Raw genomic sequence first — 17,171 nt, forward strand, 5'->3', positions numbered from 1 at the left:
GTGGCCGGCGGTGGGCGCGTTGGCACGGCGGCGTGGGTTGCGGTGCGTGGTGGTGGGGGTATGGGGGTGTGGCCGGCCGGTGGTCGCGCGCCGTCCGTGCCGGGACGTTGGCCGTGCGGTACGGCCGCCTCGAGGCGTCGGCGTGGTGCCGCTGAGGTGGCGACCCGTCGACCCGCTGTCGGCAGGTCCCGGGGCGGGTCGGGTGCTGCGGGCGCTGTCGAGCTGCCCCACCTGTGGGACCACCCGTCACACAGGGAGTAAACACGCCGCCACCCCGACCAAGAGCCAGCGGCACGCGCCCCGACGCCGCGCTCAGCCCGCCCGACGCCGGGCCCGGCGCACCGCCAACTCGTCACCCACCGAATCCCCCGCCGGCGCCGACGGCGGCACCGACGTCGCGGGCTCCGCCGGCAGATGCGACAGCGAACCCTGGATTTCCTTGAACGCACCACCGATCGCGATGCCGAACACCCCCTGGCCGCCCTGCAACAGGTCGACCACCTCCTCCGGCGACCGGCACTCGTACACCGTCGTCCCGTCGGAGATCAACGTGATGCCCGCCAGATCCGCCACCCCACGGGACCGCAGCGCCTCGATCGCCTTCCGGATGTTCTGCAACGACACCCCGGCGTCCAGCAGCCGCTTCACCACCTTCAGGACCACCAGGTCCCGGAACGAATACAACCGCTGCGTGCCCGACCCCGACGCGTCCCGCACGCTCGGCACCACCAACCCGGTGCGCGCCCAGTAATCCAACTGGCGGTAGCTGATCCCCACCGCATGGCAGGCCGTCACACCTCGATAACCAACGGTGTCGTCACCCTCAGTCGCCAACCCTGGCGACGTCACACCCGGCTCGTCCAGCTCCGTACCCGGATCGGGATCTCGCGGCTCGTGCATCCGGACAACCTCCCCGCCAGTGCGGTGACACGTCGTTTCCGGGACGTGCACCCCTCGACACGGCAACCCTATAGCCGCCTTCAGAGATTGCCCCGGAGGAACCGGCGCGACACGCCGCGCCACGACAACGAAGATCACCCACCGCGCCGGAACATCACCGAACGTGACGCCCGGAAAGACACGGGACTCAGCCGGCGAAGTCCTCCGGACGCACCTGCTCCAGGAACTCGCGGAACTTCTCCACCTCGTCCTCCTGCTCGTCGGGAATCACGATCCCCGCCTCGCTGAGGACCTCCTCCGCACAACGAATCGGCGCACCGACCCGCAACGCCAACGCGATGGAATCACTCGGCCGGGCCGACACCCGCACCCCGTCACCGATCAACAGATCGGCGAAGAAGACGTTCTCCTTCAGCTCGGTGATCTCCACCGCCCGCAACGGCGCCTTCAACGCCGCCAACACGTCCCGCAGAAGATCGTGGGTCAGCGGCCGGGCCGGCTTGACCCCCTGCTGCTCGTAAGCGATCGCCGTCGCCTCGACCGCGCCGATCCAGATCGGCAGATAGCGGTCCCCCTCGACCTCCCTGAGCAGGACGATCGGCTGGTTGCTGGGCAGCTCCACCCGAACTCCGACCACGCTCAGCTCGCGCACCGCCGCCTCCGTGTCGTTGTCACCTACGCCGCACCGTGCCCTTCCCTGCACGGTACACGGACCGCGACACGGCCGTCCCATGCGCTACCCGCACCACGCCCGCGCCAGAAAGGGGTTACCCCGGCAAGCCTACGACACGCTTCCCGGGGCAGATCTTTCCCCACGACCCCGGCCGGATCACCGACCCAACGTCGACCGCAACCCCACCCGCACCAACGCCGCGTGCAACTGCTGCGACAACGCCACCAACTCCCGCGCCGTCTCCGCCGCCCGCGCCCGCGCCGCCGGATCGCTCTGCCGCGCCAACGGCGCCACCAACTGCGCGAACAAACCGACCTCCCGGTCAGCCGCCGTCCGGTAACCCCGCAGATGCCGCGGCTCCAACCCGTACGCCGCCAGACCCGCCACCGCCCGCGCGATGATCAACGCATCGTCGTCGTACCAACCCGGCGGATCCGACACCACCACACCGAGCCGCTCCAACTCACCCAACGTCGACTCGTCGATCCCACTACGCGCCACCAGATCCGCCCGGCCGAGCCGCACCTGCGGCGACCCGGCCGGCTCCTCCGACACCCGCCCCGGCACCTCGCCACCCGGGCCCACCGCCACCAACGTCGGCCGCTGCCGACCCGGCGACTCCCCGGACGCGTCCCACTGCGCCAACTGATCACGGATCACCCGCAGAGGCAGATACTGGTCCCGCTGCGCGGTCAGCACGAACCGCAACCGCGCCACATCGTCCCAGCTGTACTTCCGGTAACCCGCCGCCGTCCGCTGCGGCTCCACCAGGCCCTCGGCCTCGAGAAACCGCAACTTCGAAATCGTCACGTCCGGAAAATCCACCCGCAGCTGACCCAGCACCTCACCGATGCTCATCAACGGTCGGGCACGCGCCGCCCCGGGCGGCGAGGAGGCCGCAGGCTCGTTCACCCCCGGCCGGCCTCCTCCTCCGGGCGCGGACCGGCGATGAACACCACCCGGAACTTACCGATCTGCACCTCGTCACCGTTGCTCAACGTGGCCGCCTCGACCCGCTCCCGGTTCACGTACGTGCCGTTCAGGCTTCCCACGTCCCGCACAGTGAACGTCCCACCGTCACGATGGAACTCGGCGTGCCGCCGCGACACCGTCACGTCGTCCAGGAAAATGTCACTGTCCGGATGCCGGCCACTCGTCGTCACATCATGATCCAAAAGGAACCGGGCACCCGCGTTCGGACCCCGGCGAACCACCAGCAGCGCCATCCCCGGCGGCAACGAACCGGACATCCGGCTCGGCACCACATCGGTGTCCGGCCCCTCCAGCACTTCGTCGAGCGAACCGAGATTGAGCGTCGAAGTGACGTCGAGCGGGGGGAACTCGTCGTCTGGGCGCGTCATGGGACCACCTCACGGATCTGTTCGGTCGGCGTCGGGTAATGGCGGGTCTGGCCGCCGGGCACTCGAACACCCGGCGGCTGGCTCCCCGTGCCCGGAAAGGCAATTCCGCAACGCTCAACTATTGGGTTCTCGGTCGACTGGGCGAGCCTAGCCAGCGCCGAAATGCAGGGCAACCGGACGCGCGGACACAACCACCACGCCCGGAGGGGACGCACTCAGCTCTCGGTGAGCTCACGATACGCGTCCGCGGACAGCAGCCCTTCGACCGCCGCCGGATCGTCCGGGGTGATCTCCACCAACCAACCCGCACCGTACGGGTCCGTGTTGATCACCTCAGGGGTGTCGCCGAGCGCCTCGTTGCGCGCCGCCACCGTACCGCCGAGCGGGGCGTAGATCTCCGACACACTCTTCGTCGACTCGATCTCACCCAACGACTCACCCGCCGCCACCACCGCACCGACATCGGGCAGCTGGACATACACGATGTCACCCAGGGCGTCCTGCGCAAAGTGGGTGATGCCGACCCGCACCGGGCCGCCGCCGTCACCCGCCACCCACTCGTGCTCGGCGGAATACCGCAGATCCTCAGGAATCACCAGACGCGTCCTTCACCATCGACGCACCGGACACCACCGGTGCGAGCCGCGCCGGTCAGGAGACCGGACGGGCGTGTTCCAGCTTGATCGGCGCGTGCAGCGCCGAAACCTCGGCAGCCTCACGATCCTCAACGATCAACTTACCGCCGTCGCCCGTCACCGACGCCACCACCCCGCCAGGAATGTTCAACGCCGTACGCATCGTCGCCGGATCACCGATCACCGTGATCGTGAACGGACCCGTCAACCGACGCCCGTCCACCACCAACGACCCGTTCTCCCCGTCCAGAAAGTACGTCGACGCGATGATCCGCACCGACGCCCGGTCACCGCCGGAAATCTGCATCGCCTCCGCGCCGGCGCCCCGCAACTCCTGCACCGCGTCCAACACCCGCGACGCCGAGATCGGCTTCTCACCAGCCTCGAACCGCACCGCCAACCCCGGACCCGTCGCCGGCAACGTCCCCGCCAGAATGCCCAACTCGTCGGCCCGCCGCGTCGCCTCGTCCAACGCCGCCTGCCGCCCCTGCTCACCCGAACGCAACTGCCGCTGACTCTCCTCCAGCGCCGCGATGTCCTGCCGCAGCCGGACCTCCCGCGAATTCAGGTCGTACAGGATCCGGACCAGGTCCTCCTGCCGCGTCGCCGCCACCGTCGGATCCGTCGACGTCGTCTTCAACTGCACCACCAGCGTGAACCCCAGCAACGCCAGCAGCACCGCGATCATCACCCCGGCCGAACTCACCCGCCGCCACGGCGACCCTGCGGCCGCCGGCGCCTCCGGCGACGACCCGCCCGACCCCTCACCGCCAGCCCGGCTCAGGTCCACCGTCGCGCCCTCGTCGAACCGGTCCGGCTCCGCCACGGGCGGCTCCGCCCGCTCCGGCGCCAACGGACTCAACTCGTCCGGATCCGGCGCGTCCGGCCGCGGATCCGGCTCCCCCGCCGGACCCGACGGCCGCCCCGGCCCCGCCGGCTGCGGCCAACCCGTGCCCGTCTCCGTGTGCTCCTCGCTGCTCATCGCCACAAACCTACGCCCGGAACAGGTGCCGGCGGATCGCCGCCACGTTCCCGAAGATCCGCACCCCGAGCACGACAACCACACCCGTGGACAACTGACCACCCACCCCGAGCTGGTCACCCAGATACACGATCAGACCCGCCACCAGCACGTTGGAGATGAACGACACCACGAACTGCTTGTCGTCGAAGATCCGGTCGAGCTTCGCCCGCACCCCACCGAACACCGCGTCCAACGCCGCCACCACCGCGATCGGCAGATACGGCTGCAAACCCGCGGGAACCGTGGGGTCGAGCCAGACCCCGAGGACCACACCGGCGAGCAACGCCAGCACCGCGATCATCGACCACCTCCGGAGGGGCTGGGAGACGTCCTCGAACCGGACGGCTGAGAACTGGCGGAACGGTCCGCCCCCGACGGCGACGGACTCGCGCTCGCCGGAGGCTCCGCGTAGCGTAGCCGCGGCTCCGGAGCGGCCGGCAGGGTGAGGTCCTCCGCCTCCCGCACCGCGAACGACAACCCGGTGTCCTCCGCCACCTTCCGCATCGTCAACGCGCTGCGACTGTCCTCGTACCGGTCCCGCATCGACCCCGGCCCGATCGCCGACACCTCGTACGGCCCCGTCACCGGCCGGAAGTCCACCAGGATCGCCTGCCCCGCCGACCGGATCGTCGACGTCGCCGTCAACCGCTGCCCGTTGATCGAGATCGCCTCCGCGCCGGCGGCCCACAGGTCGTTGGCGACCCCCTGCAGATCGCTGTAGATCACCCGGGACGGACCGACGTCCGCGCCCGTCACCGCGTCCGGATTCTGCGGCGCGTCCGCCAACCGCACCACCACGCCGTCACCCCGCACCCGCCCCAGGCCCGTGCCCGCCTCCAGGGTGCGCAGCCGCGCCGCCTCCGAGCCGCCCAGCGCCGCGGCCCGCTGCCGCGCCACCTCCGCCCGCAACTGGTCCGCCCGCTCCGACAACCGGTCGGTCTCGCTCTCCCGCTGCTTGATCTGCGCCACCAGGCCGGAGCGGGCCTGGCTGCGCCCCGGCTCGGCCTCCAACGTCTGCCGGTACGCGACCGCGAACAGGAACCCCAGCACCACCGCCAGGACCAGGCTCACCGACCGCGCCGACCAGTGCCGCCACCCCGCCGGCGGAGCCTGCCGCTCCCGGCGCCGGGCCGCCGCGTCGGCATACCCCGGATCCAACGGGTTGCGGAACAACTCGGTGAGGAAGTCCGGGGCGTACACCCGGTCGGACCGTCCCCGCCCCTCGCCCGGCGTCGTCATGCCGACGCTCCCTCGGCGCGCACGGCCCTGACCAGCCGGCTCGCCTGCACCACGTACATCGCGCCGGCCACCCAGTAGAGCACCAGGCCCCACCAGGCCAGCCCCCAACCGATCGGCCCGGCCACCGCCTCGGCACCGGGAACCGCCGCGGCGAGCAGCAGGACCGGGAAGGCGGCCAGCAACAGGAACGTCGCGGTCTTGCCGACGTAGTGCACCGGCGGCGGGCCGTACCCGTACCGCCGCAGCACCGCCAGCGACCCCAGCAGGAGCAGCTCCCGGGCCAGCAGCGCCGCGGTGAACTGCCAGGGCACCACGCCCCGGGCGGTGAACCCGACCAGGGTGGCGAGGATGTAGAGGCGGTCGGCGGCCGGGTCGAGCAGCTCCCCCAGCCGGCTGACCTGGCGCATCCGGCGCGCGACCCACCCGTCCACCCAGTCCGTCGTGCCGCCGACGGCCAGCACCACGATCGCGGCCACGTCGGCGTGCGCGACGAGCAGGAGATAGAGGAAGAGCGGGACGCCCAGCAGCCGGACGAAGCTGATCAGGTTCGGCAGCGTCAGGACACGGTCGCCCGCTGCCGGTGCGCTCGTGTCGGCGCTGGCCTCCGCGTGTTCCGAGCGAGCCGGCCGACGCGACACCGAACCTCCTCCGCCACACGCTCCGACCGCCCGGCCGAGGACGGGCACCGCGGAGTTCCGTGCGCGCTGTCGGGCCGGCTGGCGCCGGCACCCCCTGCGATCCCCGTACGGGACCGCCGCCTGACTCGGCCCGCGATCAACGTGATCGCGGGCCGGCTGACTGCGCTGCCACTATATCGGGCTCGTCGCGGCCTCCCGGGTTTCAGGCATCCGGTTCCGGCGACGCTGTCCGGGTGTCGTCGGGGCAGTCACCACCCCTAAGGCGTCCTAGGACACTAGCGGGAAGCGGACGGCTGGGTGGCGGGACGGGCGGCGCGCGGGGAAGGTCGTCAGGCGGTACGGACCGAGGAGTCCGACTGCGGCTCCGCCGTCGCGGCCTGCTCGAACGCCCGCAGGGCCAGCAGCAGGTCGTGCTGTACCCGGCCCGGCATCCGGTCCAGCACCACCTGCACCGCCCGGTGCCGGCGCTCCTTCAACTCGCGCAGCAGCGTCTCGGCGGCGGCGGTCGGCACCAGCCGCACCTCCCGCCGGTCCCGGGGGTCGGCCACCCGGCGCAGCAGGCCGGTGGCCTCCAGCCGGTCGCAGAGCCGGCTCGCCGAGGACGGCACGACGTCCAACAACTCGGCCAGGCCGTTGACGTTGGTCTCCGGCCGGCTGCTGATCAGCGACAACACGCGCAACTGCGTCGGCGAGACGGCCATCTGGTGCCGGGACGCGGCGGAGTCGAGCACACCGACGAGCGCCTCGGCGGCGGCGTCGATCGCCGCGGCGAGATTCGGAGGTCGCTCCACCAGGTGTCCCCTGCGATCGTCCCGCTCGTGCCCGGCCGGTGCGGCGAGGAGCCTCACCCGTCGCCCCGGCCACCCGTGCCACGCCAGTCCAGGCAGACCACGACCGCGTCGTCGCGGAGATCCGCGTCCGCATGCCAGGCGTGCAGTTCGCGCATCACCGTACCAACCGCCTCGGCCGGCGGTTGCAGCCGCGTGGCGCGCATCGCCCGCGCCATCGCCCGCTCGCCGTACGCCCCCCGGTCGCCGGGATCGGCGGCCCACACGCCGTCACTGACCACGAAGATCCGGTCCCCGGGCGCCAGGTCGAACTCCTGGACGTCGTAGCGGGCCTCGGCGAACATGCCCAGCGGCAGCTGCTGCTCCAGCGTGATCGGCGTGACGGTGCCGCCGCGCAGCCGCAGCAGGCGCGGGGAGCCGGCGTCCACCGCCCTCACCCGACCGGTCACGGTGTCCAGTTCCAGCAGCAGCGTGGCCACGTACCTTCGCCCGCGATGCTGGTAGAAGACCGTGTCGGAGGCCAGCTCGGCCTGCTCGACGAGGCTGCCCCCGGAGCGCCGGGCGTTGCGCAGCGCGTTCACGGTCACCGCCGTGAGCAGCGCCGCCGCGAGGCCGATGCCGGCGCCGTTCAACACCGTCGCCGTGAGCCGGTCACCGTCCACCGACCAGTCGAAGTGGTCCCCGCCGACCGTGTACGCCGGCTCCAGCTGGCCGGCCAGCTCGAACGCGCCGTGGCTGACGCTGCGTCCCGGCAGCAGCTCCCACTGCATCTCGGCGGCCATGCTGAGCCGCTCCCGCCGGCGCACCCGGCGGTACCGGTCGGTCTCCCGGTCCGCCGCCCGCAGGACGACCGCCAGCTCGCCGGCGATGTCCGCGACGCGGTCGACGGTGTCCGGGCCGAGCGGGGCCGGCAGCTCGACCAGGAGCACGCCGAGGCGCTCCCCCCACACCGACAGCGGCAGGTAGAGCCGGCACCGCCCCTCGTCGTCGGCGTCGGTCACCGGCTGCTGGCTGCTGAAGCAGCGCTGCGCCATGCTGCGGCAGGCGAGGAAGCCCCCGTCGGGCAGCTCCGGGTCCAGCACCGGCCACAGCCCGCTGATCCGGTAGTCGGCGATGAACACGTCCGTCCGGGACGCGCCGAGGCCGGCCCGGATGGCCCGGTCCGCCGCCTCCACCACCTGGTCGGGCGGCGCCGCACGCAACGCACGCGAGACCTGGGCCGGTGCCTCCACCATCGATCATCCTCCGGAAATACTTGCCGTAGGGCAAGCATCATACGGAGGTGTCGTCGGCCGCCGGGCGGCCGGGCGGCCCGACGCCGGCGGGGGCGGCGTACCCGCCCCGGGCGGACGACCCGACGGCACGCTGCCGCCCCCGCGCGGCCTCGCGGCGGCGCGGACGGCGGGCGGGGCCGGTCAGCCGGCCGAGCGGACGGCGACCGCGCCGTGGAAGGCGTCCGGAACCTGCGCCGGCGGGCCGTCGGGACGCCACCGGGTGATCGGCACGACGCCGTCGGCGGTGGGCGTCCAGCGGCCGAGCAGCGGCGCGAACGCGGCCGGCGGGCGCATCCGGAACGCCGGACCCATCATCGCGAGGGCCTCCGGGTAGCCGGCCAGCTCCTCGGTGTCGAAGTCGACCGCCAGCAGGCTGCCCGGCGCCGTCGCCTCGTAGAGCTCGTCGAGGGTGCGCGCGAGGGTCTCGTCGTCGAGGAACGCGGCCAGGCCGAGGAACACCACCCCGACGGGCCTCCTCCCCCACCCCGGCACGAACCGGTGCAGCTGGGCGCGGTCCACCGTGCCGATGTCGGTGGCGTCGCCGTAGCCGTAGCCGGCCCGGTCGCTGCCGGCGAGCAGCCGCTGGCCGAGGCGGATGGTGACCGGGTCGACGTCGGTGTAGAGCACGGTGGCGTCGGGGGCGACCTCGTGCACGTTGCCCATGGTGGGCACCCCCGCGCCGAAGACCAGGAAGCTCTCCACGCCCTCCGCGACCATCGCCCGGACCGCCCGGCCCAGGAAGGCCCGCAGCTCCCGGAAGACCGGCGCGCACGGCCCGTACGCCTGCTCGAAGGCGCGGGCCGCCGCCACGTCGACCGGGAAGTGGTGCTCCCCGCCGAGCCAGAAATCGATCATTCGCGCGGTGCTCGGCTGGTCCGGCTCCACCATCGACGACGCTCCCTCCCCGGCGGTCGTCGACAGCGTACCCACCGGTCGTCCTGGGCGGTATCGCCTCGCCGACCGGGCACCGGCCGCGATACTGGCCGGGAACCGGCGGGAGGTGGGCGGTGAACTCGGCGAACGGCGCGGCGGTGGTCGTCGGCGTGGACGGCTCGGAGGCGGCGCTGCGCGCCGTACGGCTGGCCGCCGTCGAGGCGGCCCGCCGGAACCGGCCGCTGCGGATCGTGCACGGGTTCATCTGGCCGCTGCTGCGCGTGCCGGTGGACGCGCCCGCCGCCGCCCCGCCCGGCGCCGGCCTGCGACACCAGGCGGAGCAGCTCGTCGCCGCCGCGACCACCGAGGCCGAGGCGGCGGTGCCCGGGCTGCGCGTCTCCGGCGAGATCATCGACGGGGAGGCCGCCGCGGTGCTGCTCGGCGAGTCGCCGGCCGCCGCGATGATCGTGCTGGGCGACCGGGGGCTCGGCGGGTTCTCCGCCCTGGTGGTCGGCTCCGTCGCGGTGCAGGTCGCCTCGCACGCCGACTGCCCCGTGCTCGTCGCCCGGGGCACCGACCGCCCGGACGGCCCCGTCGTGGTCGGGGTCGACGGCTCCGAGACGTCCCGGCTCGCCGTGGAGTTCGCCGTCGAGGAGGCGTCGGTCCGCGACGCCCCGCTGGTCGCGCTGCACGCCTACCGGCACCCGACGTCCACCGCGCCGGGCGACATGCAACCCCTGGTGTACGACGACACCGAGCTGCGCTCCGAGGAGGAGCGGGTGGTGGCCGAGTCGCTGTCCGGGCTGACCGAGCGGTGGCCGGACGTGCCGGTCAGCCGGGAGACCGTGCGGGGTCGCCCCACCACCGTGCTCGCCGAGGCGTCCCGGCGGGCCCAGCTGCTCGTGGTGGGCCGGCAGGGCCGCGGCGAACTGACGGGGCTGCTGCTCGGCTCGGTGAGCCAGTCCGTGCTGCACCACGCCGACTGCCCGGTCGCCGTCGTCCACGCGCCCCGCTGAGCCGGGTTGGCCCCGCCGCAGGCGGGTAGACGACCGCGGTACGCCAACGGCGAGGACGACCGGAGGAGGCAGTGATGCCAGGACCACGGCCGGGCAGCAACGCGTACGACAAGCAGCGGGCGCGCATCCGTGACGTGATCGACGATTCGGGACGGCGGGTGTCGGACCGCAAGGCGAACGACGTGGCGAACCGGATCCTGCAGTCCGATCGCGGGCAGCGGGGCGTCGTCCGCGGTGAGCGGGTCTACGGTCCCAAGGGCGAGCGTGAACCGGGCGACCCGAAGTGAGGGCGTCGCACCTGGCCGACGGGGCGATCGCCGGCGCCGTCGGCAGCGCCGCCCTGAACGTGGTCAGCTACCTGGACATGGTGCTGCGCGCGAGGCCGGCGAGCAGCACCCCGGAGACCACCGCCGGGCGGCTGGCCGGGGCGGCGCACGTGGATCTGGGGCCCGAGGACCGGGCGGTGAATCGCCGCTCGGGCCTCGGGCCCCTGCTCGGCTACGGGATGGGCATCGCGGCCGGCGTCGGCTACGCCGTGCTGGCCCGAGGCCGTCGGATGCCGCTGGCCCTGGCCACCGGGGTGCTCGGCGGCGGCGTGATGACGATGTCCGACGGGTCGATGGCCCTGCTGGGGGTGACCGACCCGCGCCGCTGGCGCCGGTCGGACTGGATCGCCGACATCGTGCCGCACGTCGCGTACGGCATGGCGGCCGCAGCCACCTGGAACCGGCTGCGGCCGCCCGTGTCGGGCCTCGGTCGTTAGCCCCGGGCGCTCTCGTCGTCGGCGACCGGCTCCATCGCCGGGCCGTACGGGGAGACCTGCCCCCGGGGCACCGGCCGGCCCTCGTCGCCGCCGGACGAGCCTCGGTTGCGCGGATGGCCGCCAGGGCTCGGGACCTTGCTGTACTGGCTGGTGGCGCCCTTGTCGTTGCGGCGCAGTTCCTCCTGCTGCGGATTCACCACGGGTCTTCTCCTTCCGGGGTTCGACCGTGTCCCACCTCGGTTACCCGGCGCCGTGGGTGGCATGCCGGCCCGGGCGGACGGTCGCAGGGCTGACCCGGCACCCAGCGGGTACACCCCGAGGATGGGCGACGACCGGAGGATGGCGCGGGTCCTGCTGGACCGGCGGGGCACCACGTACGCCGAGGAGGCGGGCATCCGGCTCGCCGACCGGCCCGCCCCGCTCTACCAGTTGCTGGTGCTCGCCACGCTGCTGAGCACCCGGATCCGGGCCTGCGTCGCGGTGTCGGCCGCCCGGGAGCTGTTCGCCGCCGGCTACCGGACCCCGCAGGCGATGGAGGCGGCAAGCTGGCAGGACCGCGTCGACGCGCTGGGCCGGGGCCACTACCGCCGCTACGACGAGCGGACCTCGACGATGCTCGGCACCGGCGCCCGGCTGTGCCTGGACCGCTGGCGGGGCGACCTGCGCCGGCTGCACCGCGAGGCCGACGGCGAGCCGCCCGCGCTGCGCCGGCTGCTGACCGAGTTCCCCGGCATCGGCCCGACCGGCGCCGACATCTTCCTGCGCGAGGCACAGGTGGTCTGGCCGGACCTGCGCCCGTACGCCGACCGCCGCGCCCTGTCCGGCGCGGAGCGGCTCGGCCTGCCCCGCTCGCCGGACAAGCTGGCCGGGCTGGTCGAGCCGGCCGACTTCGGCAGGCTCGCCTCGGCGCTGGTGCGGGTGTCGCTCGGCGAGGAGTCCGCCGGCGAGGTCACTCGCGCCGCCGGGCGGTGAGGCAGGCTCACTTGACCGGCTTGTCGCCCGGCTTCGTCAGGTTCCACACCAGCAGCGCCGCCAGCAGCGCGAGCACCACGAGCCCGCCCGACACGCCCCGACCGTCCTCCTCGCTGCGGCCGGTGGTGCCGAAGTAGATCACCGCGAGCCCGGCCAGCACGGTGACGAACGTCCGCATCCCTCGGTCCTTCACGTACCGGACGGTACGCCCGCCCCACGCCCGGCGTGGCCGGTTCGTCCGGGTTCACCCGACCGTGGCGGCCCCGGGTCACGCCCCGGTGGCGACGCCCCGCAGCCGGACCCGGCGGATCGTCCGGCCGGACACCTCCACCACCTCGACGGTCAGCCCCGGCAGATGCACCGTCTCCCCGGGCCCGGTCGGCAGGTGCCCCAGCCCGGCCAGCACCAGCCCGGCCACCGTCGTGTACTCCCGCGACGGCCGGAAGTGCAGCCGCACCCCGACATCGGCCAGGTCGTGCAACGGGAAGTCGCCGGGCAGCAGCAGCGAGCCGTCCGGCTCCCGGGCCACCCCGGTCACGTCCCGGTCGGTCTCGTCGTACAGCTCCCCCACCACCTCCGCCAGCAGGTCCTCCAGGGTCACCAGGCCGTCGACCCCGCCGTGCTCGTCGACGACCAGGGCGAGCTGCTGGTGGCACAGCCGCAGCCGGCGCAGCGCGTCGGACACCGGCAGGGTGCCGGGCAGCAGCAGCGGCGGGCGCGCCCGGTCGCCGACCGCCGCCGCGCCCGCCGCGACGAGGTCCCGGATGTGCACCACGCCGCGCACCTCGTCCAGCCCCCCGGGCCCGACGACGGGGGCACGGGACCGGCCGGCGGCGGCGAGCCGGCGCAGCCCCTCGTCGGCGGGCAGGGTCGCGGGGAGCACGGTCACGTCCAACCGGGGGACGAGGATCTCCCGCAGCGTCCGGCCGGCGATGTCGAACGCGCCGGTGAGGATCTCCCGCTGCTGCGCGGACAGGCCCCGCTGGCTGACCACGATCTCCCGCAGCTCCTCCTCGGTCATCTCCGTACGGCTGGCCCGCGGGTCCCCGCCGGCGAGCCGCACCACCACGTCGGTGGCCTTGCTCAGCAACCAGACCGCCGGTCGGGACACCCGGGCCAGCAGGTCCAGCGGGCCGGCGCTGAGCAGCCCCCACCGCTCCGCGCGCTGCATCGCCAGCCGCTTCGGGGCCAGCTCGCCGACGACCAGGGTGACGAAGGTGAGCAGCACGGTGACCAGGACGACCGCGGCGCCCCGCGCGGCTTCGCCGAGGAAGCCCAGCGGCCCGACCAGCGGCTCGGCCAGCGAGACCGCGGCGGCGGCGGAGGCGAGGAACCCGGCGAGGGTGATGCCGAGCTGGATGGTGGCCAGGTAGCGGTTGGGGTCGCGGACCAGCCGCGCCAGCCGCTCCCCGGAACGGCTACGCCGACCCAGCTGCCGCACCTGCCCCTCGCGCAGCGTCACGAGCGCCATCTCGCTGCCCGACAGGGCCGCGTTGACGAGCACCAGCACGGCTACCAGCGCGAGCTGCCCGAGCGGTGCCCCCATGTCAGTCGACCTCCAGGTCGTCGAGGGAGATCTTGTGCGTCATCAGCCACCGTGCCAGCGCCGACATCCCGAACAGCCACAGCGGCGCCGACTCGGTGGTGCCGTTCGTCGCGAAGATCGCGAAGCGCAGGTCCGGGGCCCGGTACGCCTCGATCCGCCATTTGTGCTGCTTGTCCCGCCAGACCGCGGAAGGGTCCATGGCGCCACGCTAGGCGACCGCCCGCCCCGCCGGGGCGGCTTCAGGACGGGGCCGCGACCACGACCCGGGCGTCGTCGGGCAGCCGCCGGGTGGCGCCCCGGCGGTCCAGCAACTCCAGCAGCGGCACGGCGACGCGGCGGGTGGTGTCCAACGCCTGCCGGGCGGCGCTGAGCGTGAACGGCTGCGGCAGCCCGGCCAGCACCCGCACCGCCTCGTCGACCGCGCCGGGCAGCAGCACCACGTTCTCGGCGACCCGCAGCAGCGCACCGACCCGTACCGCCGCGCCGATCTCCCGGGGCCCCAGACCCAGGTCCGCCAGGCGCTCGGCTTCCGGGGCCCGGAACGGGCGGTCGGCGTACTCGGCGCGGACCCGGGCGACGGCGCGGGCCACCGGCTCCGGCAGCGCGTCGGCGGCGGCCGCGGTGACCCGGCCGGCGTGCAGCCGCAGCGGCGGCCGGACCAGCGCCTCGACCAGCGCCCGGTCGGGCAGGTCGAGGCGCTGCCGCAGCAGCTCCACCGGCGCGCCCGGTTCGAGGGGGTGTTCCCGGGCGTGCCGGGCCACCTCCCCGCCCAGCCGGGCGCCGAGCCGCCGCCAGTGCTCCGGGTCGGCCAGCCAGTCCCCCACGACGGGCCGCCCGGTCACCTCGACGCCGGTGCGGACCAGGTCGGCGGCGCGGGCCAGGCCCCGGCGGCGCAGCTCGCCGGCCAGGTCGGGCCGGCCGTCCACGGTCGCCAGCACGGCCGCGCGGGCAGCCGCCGCGCCCCGGCGGGTCAGTGGCGGCGGCGCGACGTCCAGCACGGTCACGCCGCCGGCCACGTGGTGCCGGCCCGGGTCGCGCAGCAGCGCCCGGTCGCCGACCAGCAGCGGCAGCGGCCGGGCCAGCCGCAGCCGGACGGTGTCCGCGCCCAACGGCCGCACCCGGGCGGGCACCGCCGCCGCGCCGACGTGCAGGGTCAGGGTGGCGGGCAGCTCCGCCGCGGGGTCGCCGGCCAGCCGGACGTCCAGCAGGTCGGTGCGGTGGAACCGGCCCGGGGTGAGCAGGGCGTCGCCGCGGCCGACCCGGCCCCGGGGGGTGCCGCGCAGGTTCACCGCCACCCGGGCGACCGCGGTGACCTCCGACCGGGCCTCGCCGAGGCGGTGCAGGCCACGCACCCGCACCGGCTCGCCGGTGGCGGCGAGTTCCAGCTCGTCGCCCACCCGTAGCCGGCCGGCGCCGAGGGTGCCGGTGACCACCGTGCCGGCGCCGCGCACGGTGAACGCGCGGTCCACCCACAACCGCACCGGGGCGTCCGCCGCCGGGGCGGGCAGCCGGGCCGCGAGCCGGTCCAGAGCCGCGCGCAGCTCCGGCAGGCCGGCGCCGGTCACCGCGCTGACCGCCACCGTGTCGACCGCGCCGAGGGAGGTGGCCGCCAGCTCGGCCCGGGCCCGGGCCGCCGCCGGCCCCGGGTCCGCCAGGTCCGCGCGGGTCACCACCAGCAGGCCGTACGACACTCCGAGCGCGTGCAGCGCGGCCAGGTGCTCGGCCGACTGCGGCATCCAGCCCTCGTCGGCGGCGACCACGACCAGCGCGGCGGGCACCGGGCCGACGCCGGCGAGCATGTTCGGCACGAAGCGCTCGTGCCCCGGCACGTCGACGAACGCGACCGTCCCGCCCGACGGCATGGTGCTCCAGGCGAAGCCGAGGTCGATGGTCAGGCCCCGGCGGCGCTCCTCCGCCCACCGGTCGGGTTCCATCCCCGTCAGCGCCCGGACCAGGGTCGACTTGCCGTGGTCGACGTGCCCGGCGGTGGCCACCACGAACACGTCTCAGCCGTCCCCCGACACCCGCAGCACGGCGGCCCGGACGGCGGCGTCGGCGTCGGCGGGCACGCAGCGCAGGTCCAGCAGCAGCCGCCCGCGGACGACCCGGCCGAGCACGGGCGGGTCACCCACGCGCAGCGGCTCCGCGTACCGCTCGGGCAGGCCCAGCGCCCACGAGTCCAGCTCCACGCCCGGCGCGCCGCCGCCGCCGACAACCGCGCCGGCCCGCACCACCTCCGCCTTGCACCCGTCGGCCGCGAGGGCGTCACGCAGCCGCTCGGTACGCTCCCGCAGCGCGCCGGGGTCGGCGTGCAACGCGGCCCACGTGGGCGTGACCGGGTCGGCGAGGGTGGCCGCGAGCGCGGCCAGGGTCAGCTTGTCCACCCGCAGCGCCCGGGCGAGGGGGTGCCGGCGCAGCCGTTCGACCAGGTCGGCGGCACCGAGCAGCAGCCCCGCCTGCGGCCCGCCGAGCAGCTTGTCGCCGCTGGCGGTGACCAGGGCCGCCCCGGCCCGCAGGGTGCCGGCCGCGTCGGGCTCGTCGGGCAGCAGCGGGTCGGGGGCGAGCAGCCCCGAGCCGATGTCGGCGACCACCGGCACGCCGAGGGAGGCCAGCCGCCGCACCGGCACCGCCGAGGTGAAGCCGGTGACCCGGAAGTTCGACGGGTGCACCTTCAACACGAAGCCGGTCCGCGGGCCGATCGCGGCGGCGTAGTCGTCGAGCGTGGTGCGGTTGGTGGTGCCCACCTCGCGCAGCCGCGCGCCGGTGCTCTCCAGCAGCTCGGGCAGGCGGAACCCGTCGCCGATCTCCACCAGCTCGCCCCGGCTGACCACGATCTCGGCGTCGGCGGCGAGCGCGGTGGCGGCGAGCACCAGCGCGGCGGCGCCGTTGTTGACCACGTGCACCGCGCCGGCGGCGGGCACCGCGGCGGCGAGGGCGGCGAGGGCGTCGCGGCCGCGCCGGGCCCGCCGGCCGGTGCGCAGGTCCAGTTCGACGTCGGTGTGTCCGGCGGCGGCGGTGACCGCCGCGACGGCGGCGGGCGACAGCGCGGCCCGGCCCAGGTTGGTGTGCAGCACCACCCCGGTGGCGTTGAGCACGGCCCGGGGCGCGGACGCCGGCAGGGCGGCCAGCGCGGCGTCGCGTACGGCCTCGGGGGTGATCTCGCCACGGCGGGCCCGCTCCTGCGCCCACCGGACGGCGGCCTTGACGCGGTCCCGCCCCAGAGTCTGCGCCGCCGCGGTCAGCCGGGGGTCGGCGAGCAGCGCGTCGGTGCGCGGCACCCGCCGGCGCGGATCGGCTGCGACGTCCCCCATGCCCCCTCTTCCGGCAGGTTGGCGGAGACGGACGGGAATCGAACCCGCCTGACCCGGGTCCCGGGCCACACCGGTTTTGAAGACCGGGAGGGGCACCAGCCGCCTGAACGCCTCCACGCAGCAGTGAACCACAGCCCGGGTGGGCGTGAACGGTGGGG

Annotated in this window: 22 protein-coding genes and 1 tRNA gene; 4 read left to right on the forward strand and 19 right to left on the reverse strand. The window is 74.7% G+C overall.

Features of this window, described 5'->3' with window-relative positions; translation table 11 throughout:
- Positions 1-312: 312 nt before the first annotated feature.
- From ACZ6Q9_RS00635 to ACZ6Q9_RS00690, 12 genes are all read right to left on the reverse strand, one after another.
- Positions 313-900, reverse strand: a complete 588-nt coding sequence (locus ACZ6Q9_RS00635; protein ID WP_396827127.1) for a MerR family transcriptional regulator — start codon at positions 898-900, stop codon at positions 313-315.
- 187 nt (positions 901-1,087) lie between these two features.
- Positions 1,088-1,552, reverse strand: a complete 465-nt coding sequence (locus ACZ6Q9_RS00640; protein WP_131299495.1) for a bifunctional nuclease family protein — start codon at positions 1,550-1,552, stop codon at positions 1,088-1,090.
- A gap of 177 nt (positions 1,553-1,729) precedes the next feature.
- A complete protein-coding gene (gene ftsR, locus ACZ6Q9_RS00645; protein ID WP_350712558.1) occupies positions 1,730-2,431 on the reverse strand; it encodes a transcriptional regulator FtsR in 702 nt (233 codons plus the stop codon).
- A gap of 50 nt (positions 2,432-2,481) precedes the next feature.
- Positions 2,482-2,934 carry an oxoglutarate dehydrogenase inhibitor Odhl gene (gene odhI, locus ACZ6Q9_RS00650; protein ID WP_007071101.1) on the reverse strand — a complete coding sequence of 151 codons (453 nt, stop codon included), beginning with the start codon at positions 2,932-2,934 and terminating at the stop codon, positions 2,482-2,484.
- Between the two features lie 215 nt (positions 2,935-3,149).
- Positions 3,150-3,530: a glycine cleavage system protein GcvH gene (gene gcvH / locus ACZ6Q9_RS00655; RefSeq protein WP_363707168.1), complete on the reverse strand. Its 381-nt coding sequence runs from the start codon at positions 3,528-3,530 to the stop codon at positions 3,150-3,152.
- Positions 3,531-3,585: 55 nt separating this feature from the next.
- Positions 3,586-4,551 (reverse strand): DUF881 domain-containing protein, encoded by a 966-nt coding sequence (locus ACZ6Q9_RS00660; RefSeq protein ID WP_393261745.1) that lies wholly within the window; start codon positions 4,549-4,551, stop codon positions 3,586-3,588.
- Positions 4,552-4,561: 10 nt separating this feature from the next.
- On the reverse strand, positions 4,562-4,894 hold the full coding sequence (locus ACZ6Q9_RS00665; protein WP_091106953.1) for a small basic family protein: 333 nt from the start codon (positions 4,892-4,894) through the stop codon (positions 4,562-4,564).
- Positions 4,891-5,832 (reverse strand): DUF881 domain-containing protein, encoded by a 942-nt coding sequence (locus tag ACZ6Q9_RS00670; RefSeq protein WP_393261742.1) that lies wholly within the window; start codon positions 5,830-5,832, stop codon positions 4,891-4,893. Before ACZ6Q9_RS00670 ends, ACZ6Q9_RS00665 begins: the two co-directional genes overlap by 4 nt.
- Positions 5,829-6,470: a CDP-alcohol phosphatidyltransferase family protein gene (locus ACZ6Q9_RS00675; protein WP_393261740.1), complete on the reverse strand. Its 642-nt coding sequence runs from the start codon at positions 6,468-6,470 to the stop codon at positions 5,829-5,831. Before ACZ6Q9_RS00675 ends, ACZ6Q9_RS00670 begins: the two co-directional genes overlap by 4 nt.
- A gap of 329 nt (positions 6,471-6,799) precedes the next feature.
- Entirely contained in the window at positions 6,800-7,261 is a 462-nt protein-coding gene (locus tag ACZ6Q9_RS00680) for a MarR family transcriptional regulator (RefSeq protein ID WP_393261737.1), read from the reverse strand.
- 53 nt (positions 7,262-7,314) lie between these two features.
- Positions 7,315-8,493, reverse strand: coding sequence for a PP2C family protein-serine/threonine phosphatase (locus tag ACZ6Q9_RS00685; RefSeq protein ID WP_393261735.1), 1,179 nt, complete (start codon positions 8,491-8,493; stop codon positions 7,315-7,317).
- Between the two features lie 180 nt (positions 8,494-8,673).
- Positions 8,674-9,462 (reverse strand): SAM-dependent methyltransferase, encoded by a 789-nt coding sequence (locus ACZ6Q9_RS00690; RefSeq protein WP_396827000.1) that lies wholly within the window; start codon positions 9,460-9,462, stop codon positions 8,674-8,676.
- A 77-nt stretch (positions 9,463-9,539) separates the two neighbouring features.
- On the opposite strand from ACZ6Q9_RS00690, the gene ACZ6Q9_RS00695 reads away from it, so the two are divergent.
- From ACZ6Q9_RS00695 to ACZ6Q9_RS00705, 3 genes are all read left to right on the forward strand, one after another.
- On the forward strand, positions 9,540-10,421 hold the full coding sequence (locus ACZ6Q9_RS00695; RefSeq protein WP_396826998.1) for a universal stress protein: 882 nt from the start codon (positions 9,540-9,542) through the stop codon (positions 10,419-10,421).
- A gap of 74 nt (positions 10,422-10,495) precedes the next feature.
- Positions 10,496-10,708, forward strand: a complete 213-nt coding sequence (locus ACZ6Q9_RS00700) for a phosphatidylethanolamine-binding protein (protein WP_350683982.1) — start codon at positions 10,496-10,498, stop codon at positions 10,706-10,708.
- On the forward strand, positions 10,705-11,184 hold the full coding sequence (locus ACZ6Q9_RS00705; protein ID WP_393261727.1) for a hypothetical protein: 480 nt from the start codon (positions 10,705-10,707) through the stop codon (positions 11,182-11,184). Before ACZ6Q9_RS00700 ends, ACZ6Q9_RS00705 begins: the two co-directional genes overlap by 4 nt.
- Here the strand turns inward: ACZ6Q9_RS00705 and ACZ6Q9_RS00710 are convergent.
- The gene (locus ACZ6Q9_RS00710; protein ID WP_393450143.1) at positions 11,181-11,384 is read right to left on the reverse strand and encodes a hypothetical protein; all 204 of its coding nucleotides are present in this window, start codon (positions 11,382-11,384) and stop codon (positions 11,181-11,183) included. The genes ACZ6Q9_RS00705 and ACZ6Q9_RS00710 overlap by 4 nt on opposite strands.
- Positions 11,385-11,505: 121 nt before the next feature.
- On the opposite strand from ACZ6Q9_RS00710, the gene ACZ6Q9_RS00715 reads away from it, so the two are divergent.
- Positions 11,506-12,156 (forward strand): hypothetical protein, encoded by a 651-nt coding sequence (locus tag ACZ6Q9_RS00715; RefSeq protein ID WP_357461887.1) that lies wholly within the window; start codon positions 11,506-11,508, stop codon positions 12,154-12,156.
- A gap of 7 nt (positions 12,157-12,163) precedes the next feature.
- Here ACZ6Q9_RS00715 and ACZ6Q9_RS00720 read toward each other — a convergent pair whose 3' ends face one another.
- From ACZ6Q9_RS00720 to ACZ6Q9_RS00745, 6 genes are all read right to left on the reverse strand, one after another.
- On the reverse strand, positions 12,164-12,349 hold the full coding sequence (locus ACZ6Q9_RS00720; RefSeq protein ID WP_357697469.1) for a hypothetical protein: 186 nt from the start codon (positions 12,347-12,349) through the stop codon (positions 12,164-12,166).
- A gap of 75 nt (positions 12,350-12,424) precedes the next feature.
- On the reverse strand, positions 12,425-13,702 hold the full coding sequence (locus tag ACZ6Q9_RS00725; RefSeq protein ID WP_393261723.1) for a hemolysin family protein: 1,278 nt from the start codon (positions 13,700-13,702) through the stop codon (positions 12,425-12,427).
- A 1-nt stretch (position 13,703) separates the two neighbouring features.
- Positions 13,704-13,901: a hypothetical protein gene (locus tag ACZ6Q9_RS00730; RefSeq protein WP_350687479.1), complete on the reverse strand. Its 198-nt coding sequence runs from the start codon at positions 13,899-13,901 to the stop codon at positions 13,704-13,706.
- Between the two features lie 40 nt (positions 13,902-13,941).
- Entirely contained in the window at positions 13,942-15,705 is a 1,764-nt protein-coding gene (selB, locus tag ACZ6Q9_RS00735) for a selenocysteine-specific translation elongation factor (RefSeq protein ID WP_396826994.1), read from the reverse strand.
- 3 nt (positions 15,706-15,708) lie between these two features.
- The gene (gene selA, locus ACZ6Q9_RS00740) at positions 15,709-17,013 is read right to left on the reverse strand and encodes an L-seryl-tRNA(Sec) selenium transferase (RefSeq protein ID WP_396826992.1); all 1,305 of its coding nucleotides are present in this window, start codon (positions 17,011-17,013) and stop codon (positions 15,709-15,711) included.
- 19 nt (positions 17,014-17,032) lie between these two features.
- Positions 17,033-17,128: transfer RNA gene (locus tag ACZ6Q9_RS00745), tRNA-Sec, on the reverse strand.
- Positions 17,129-17,171 lie beyond the last annotated feature (43 nt).

Source organism: Micromonospora sp. NPDC049139, assembly GCF_055586845.1.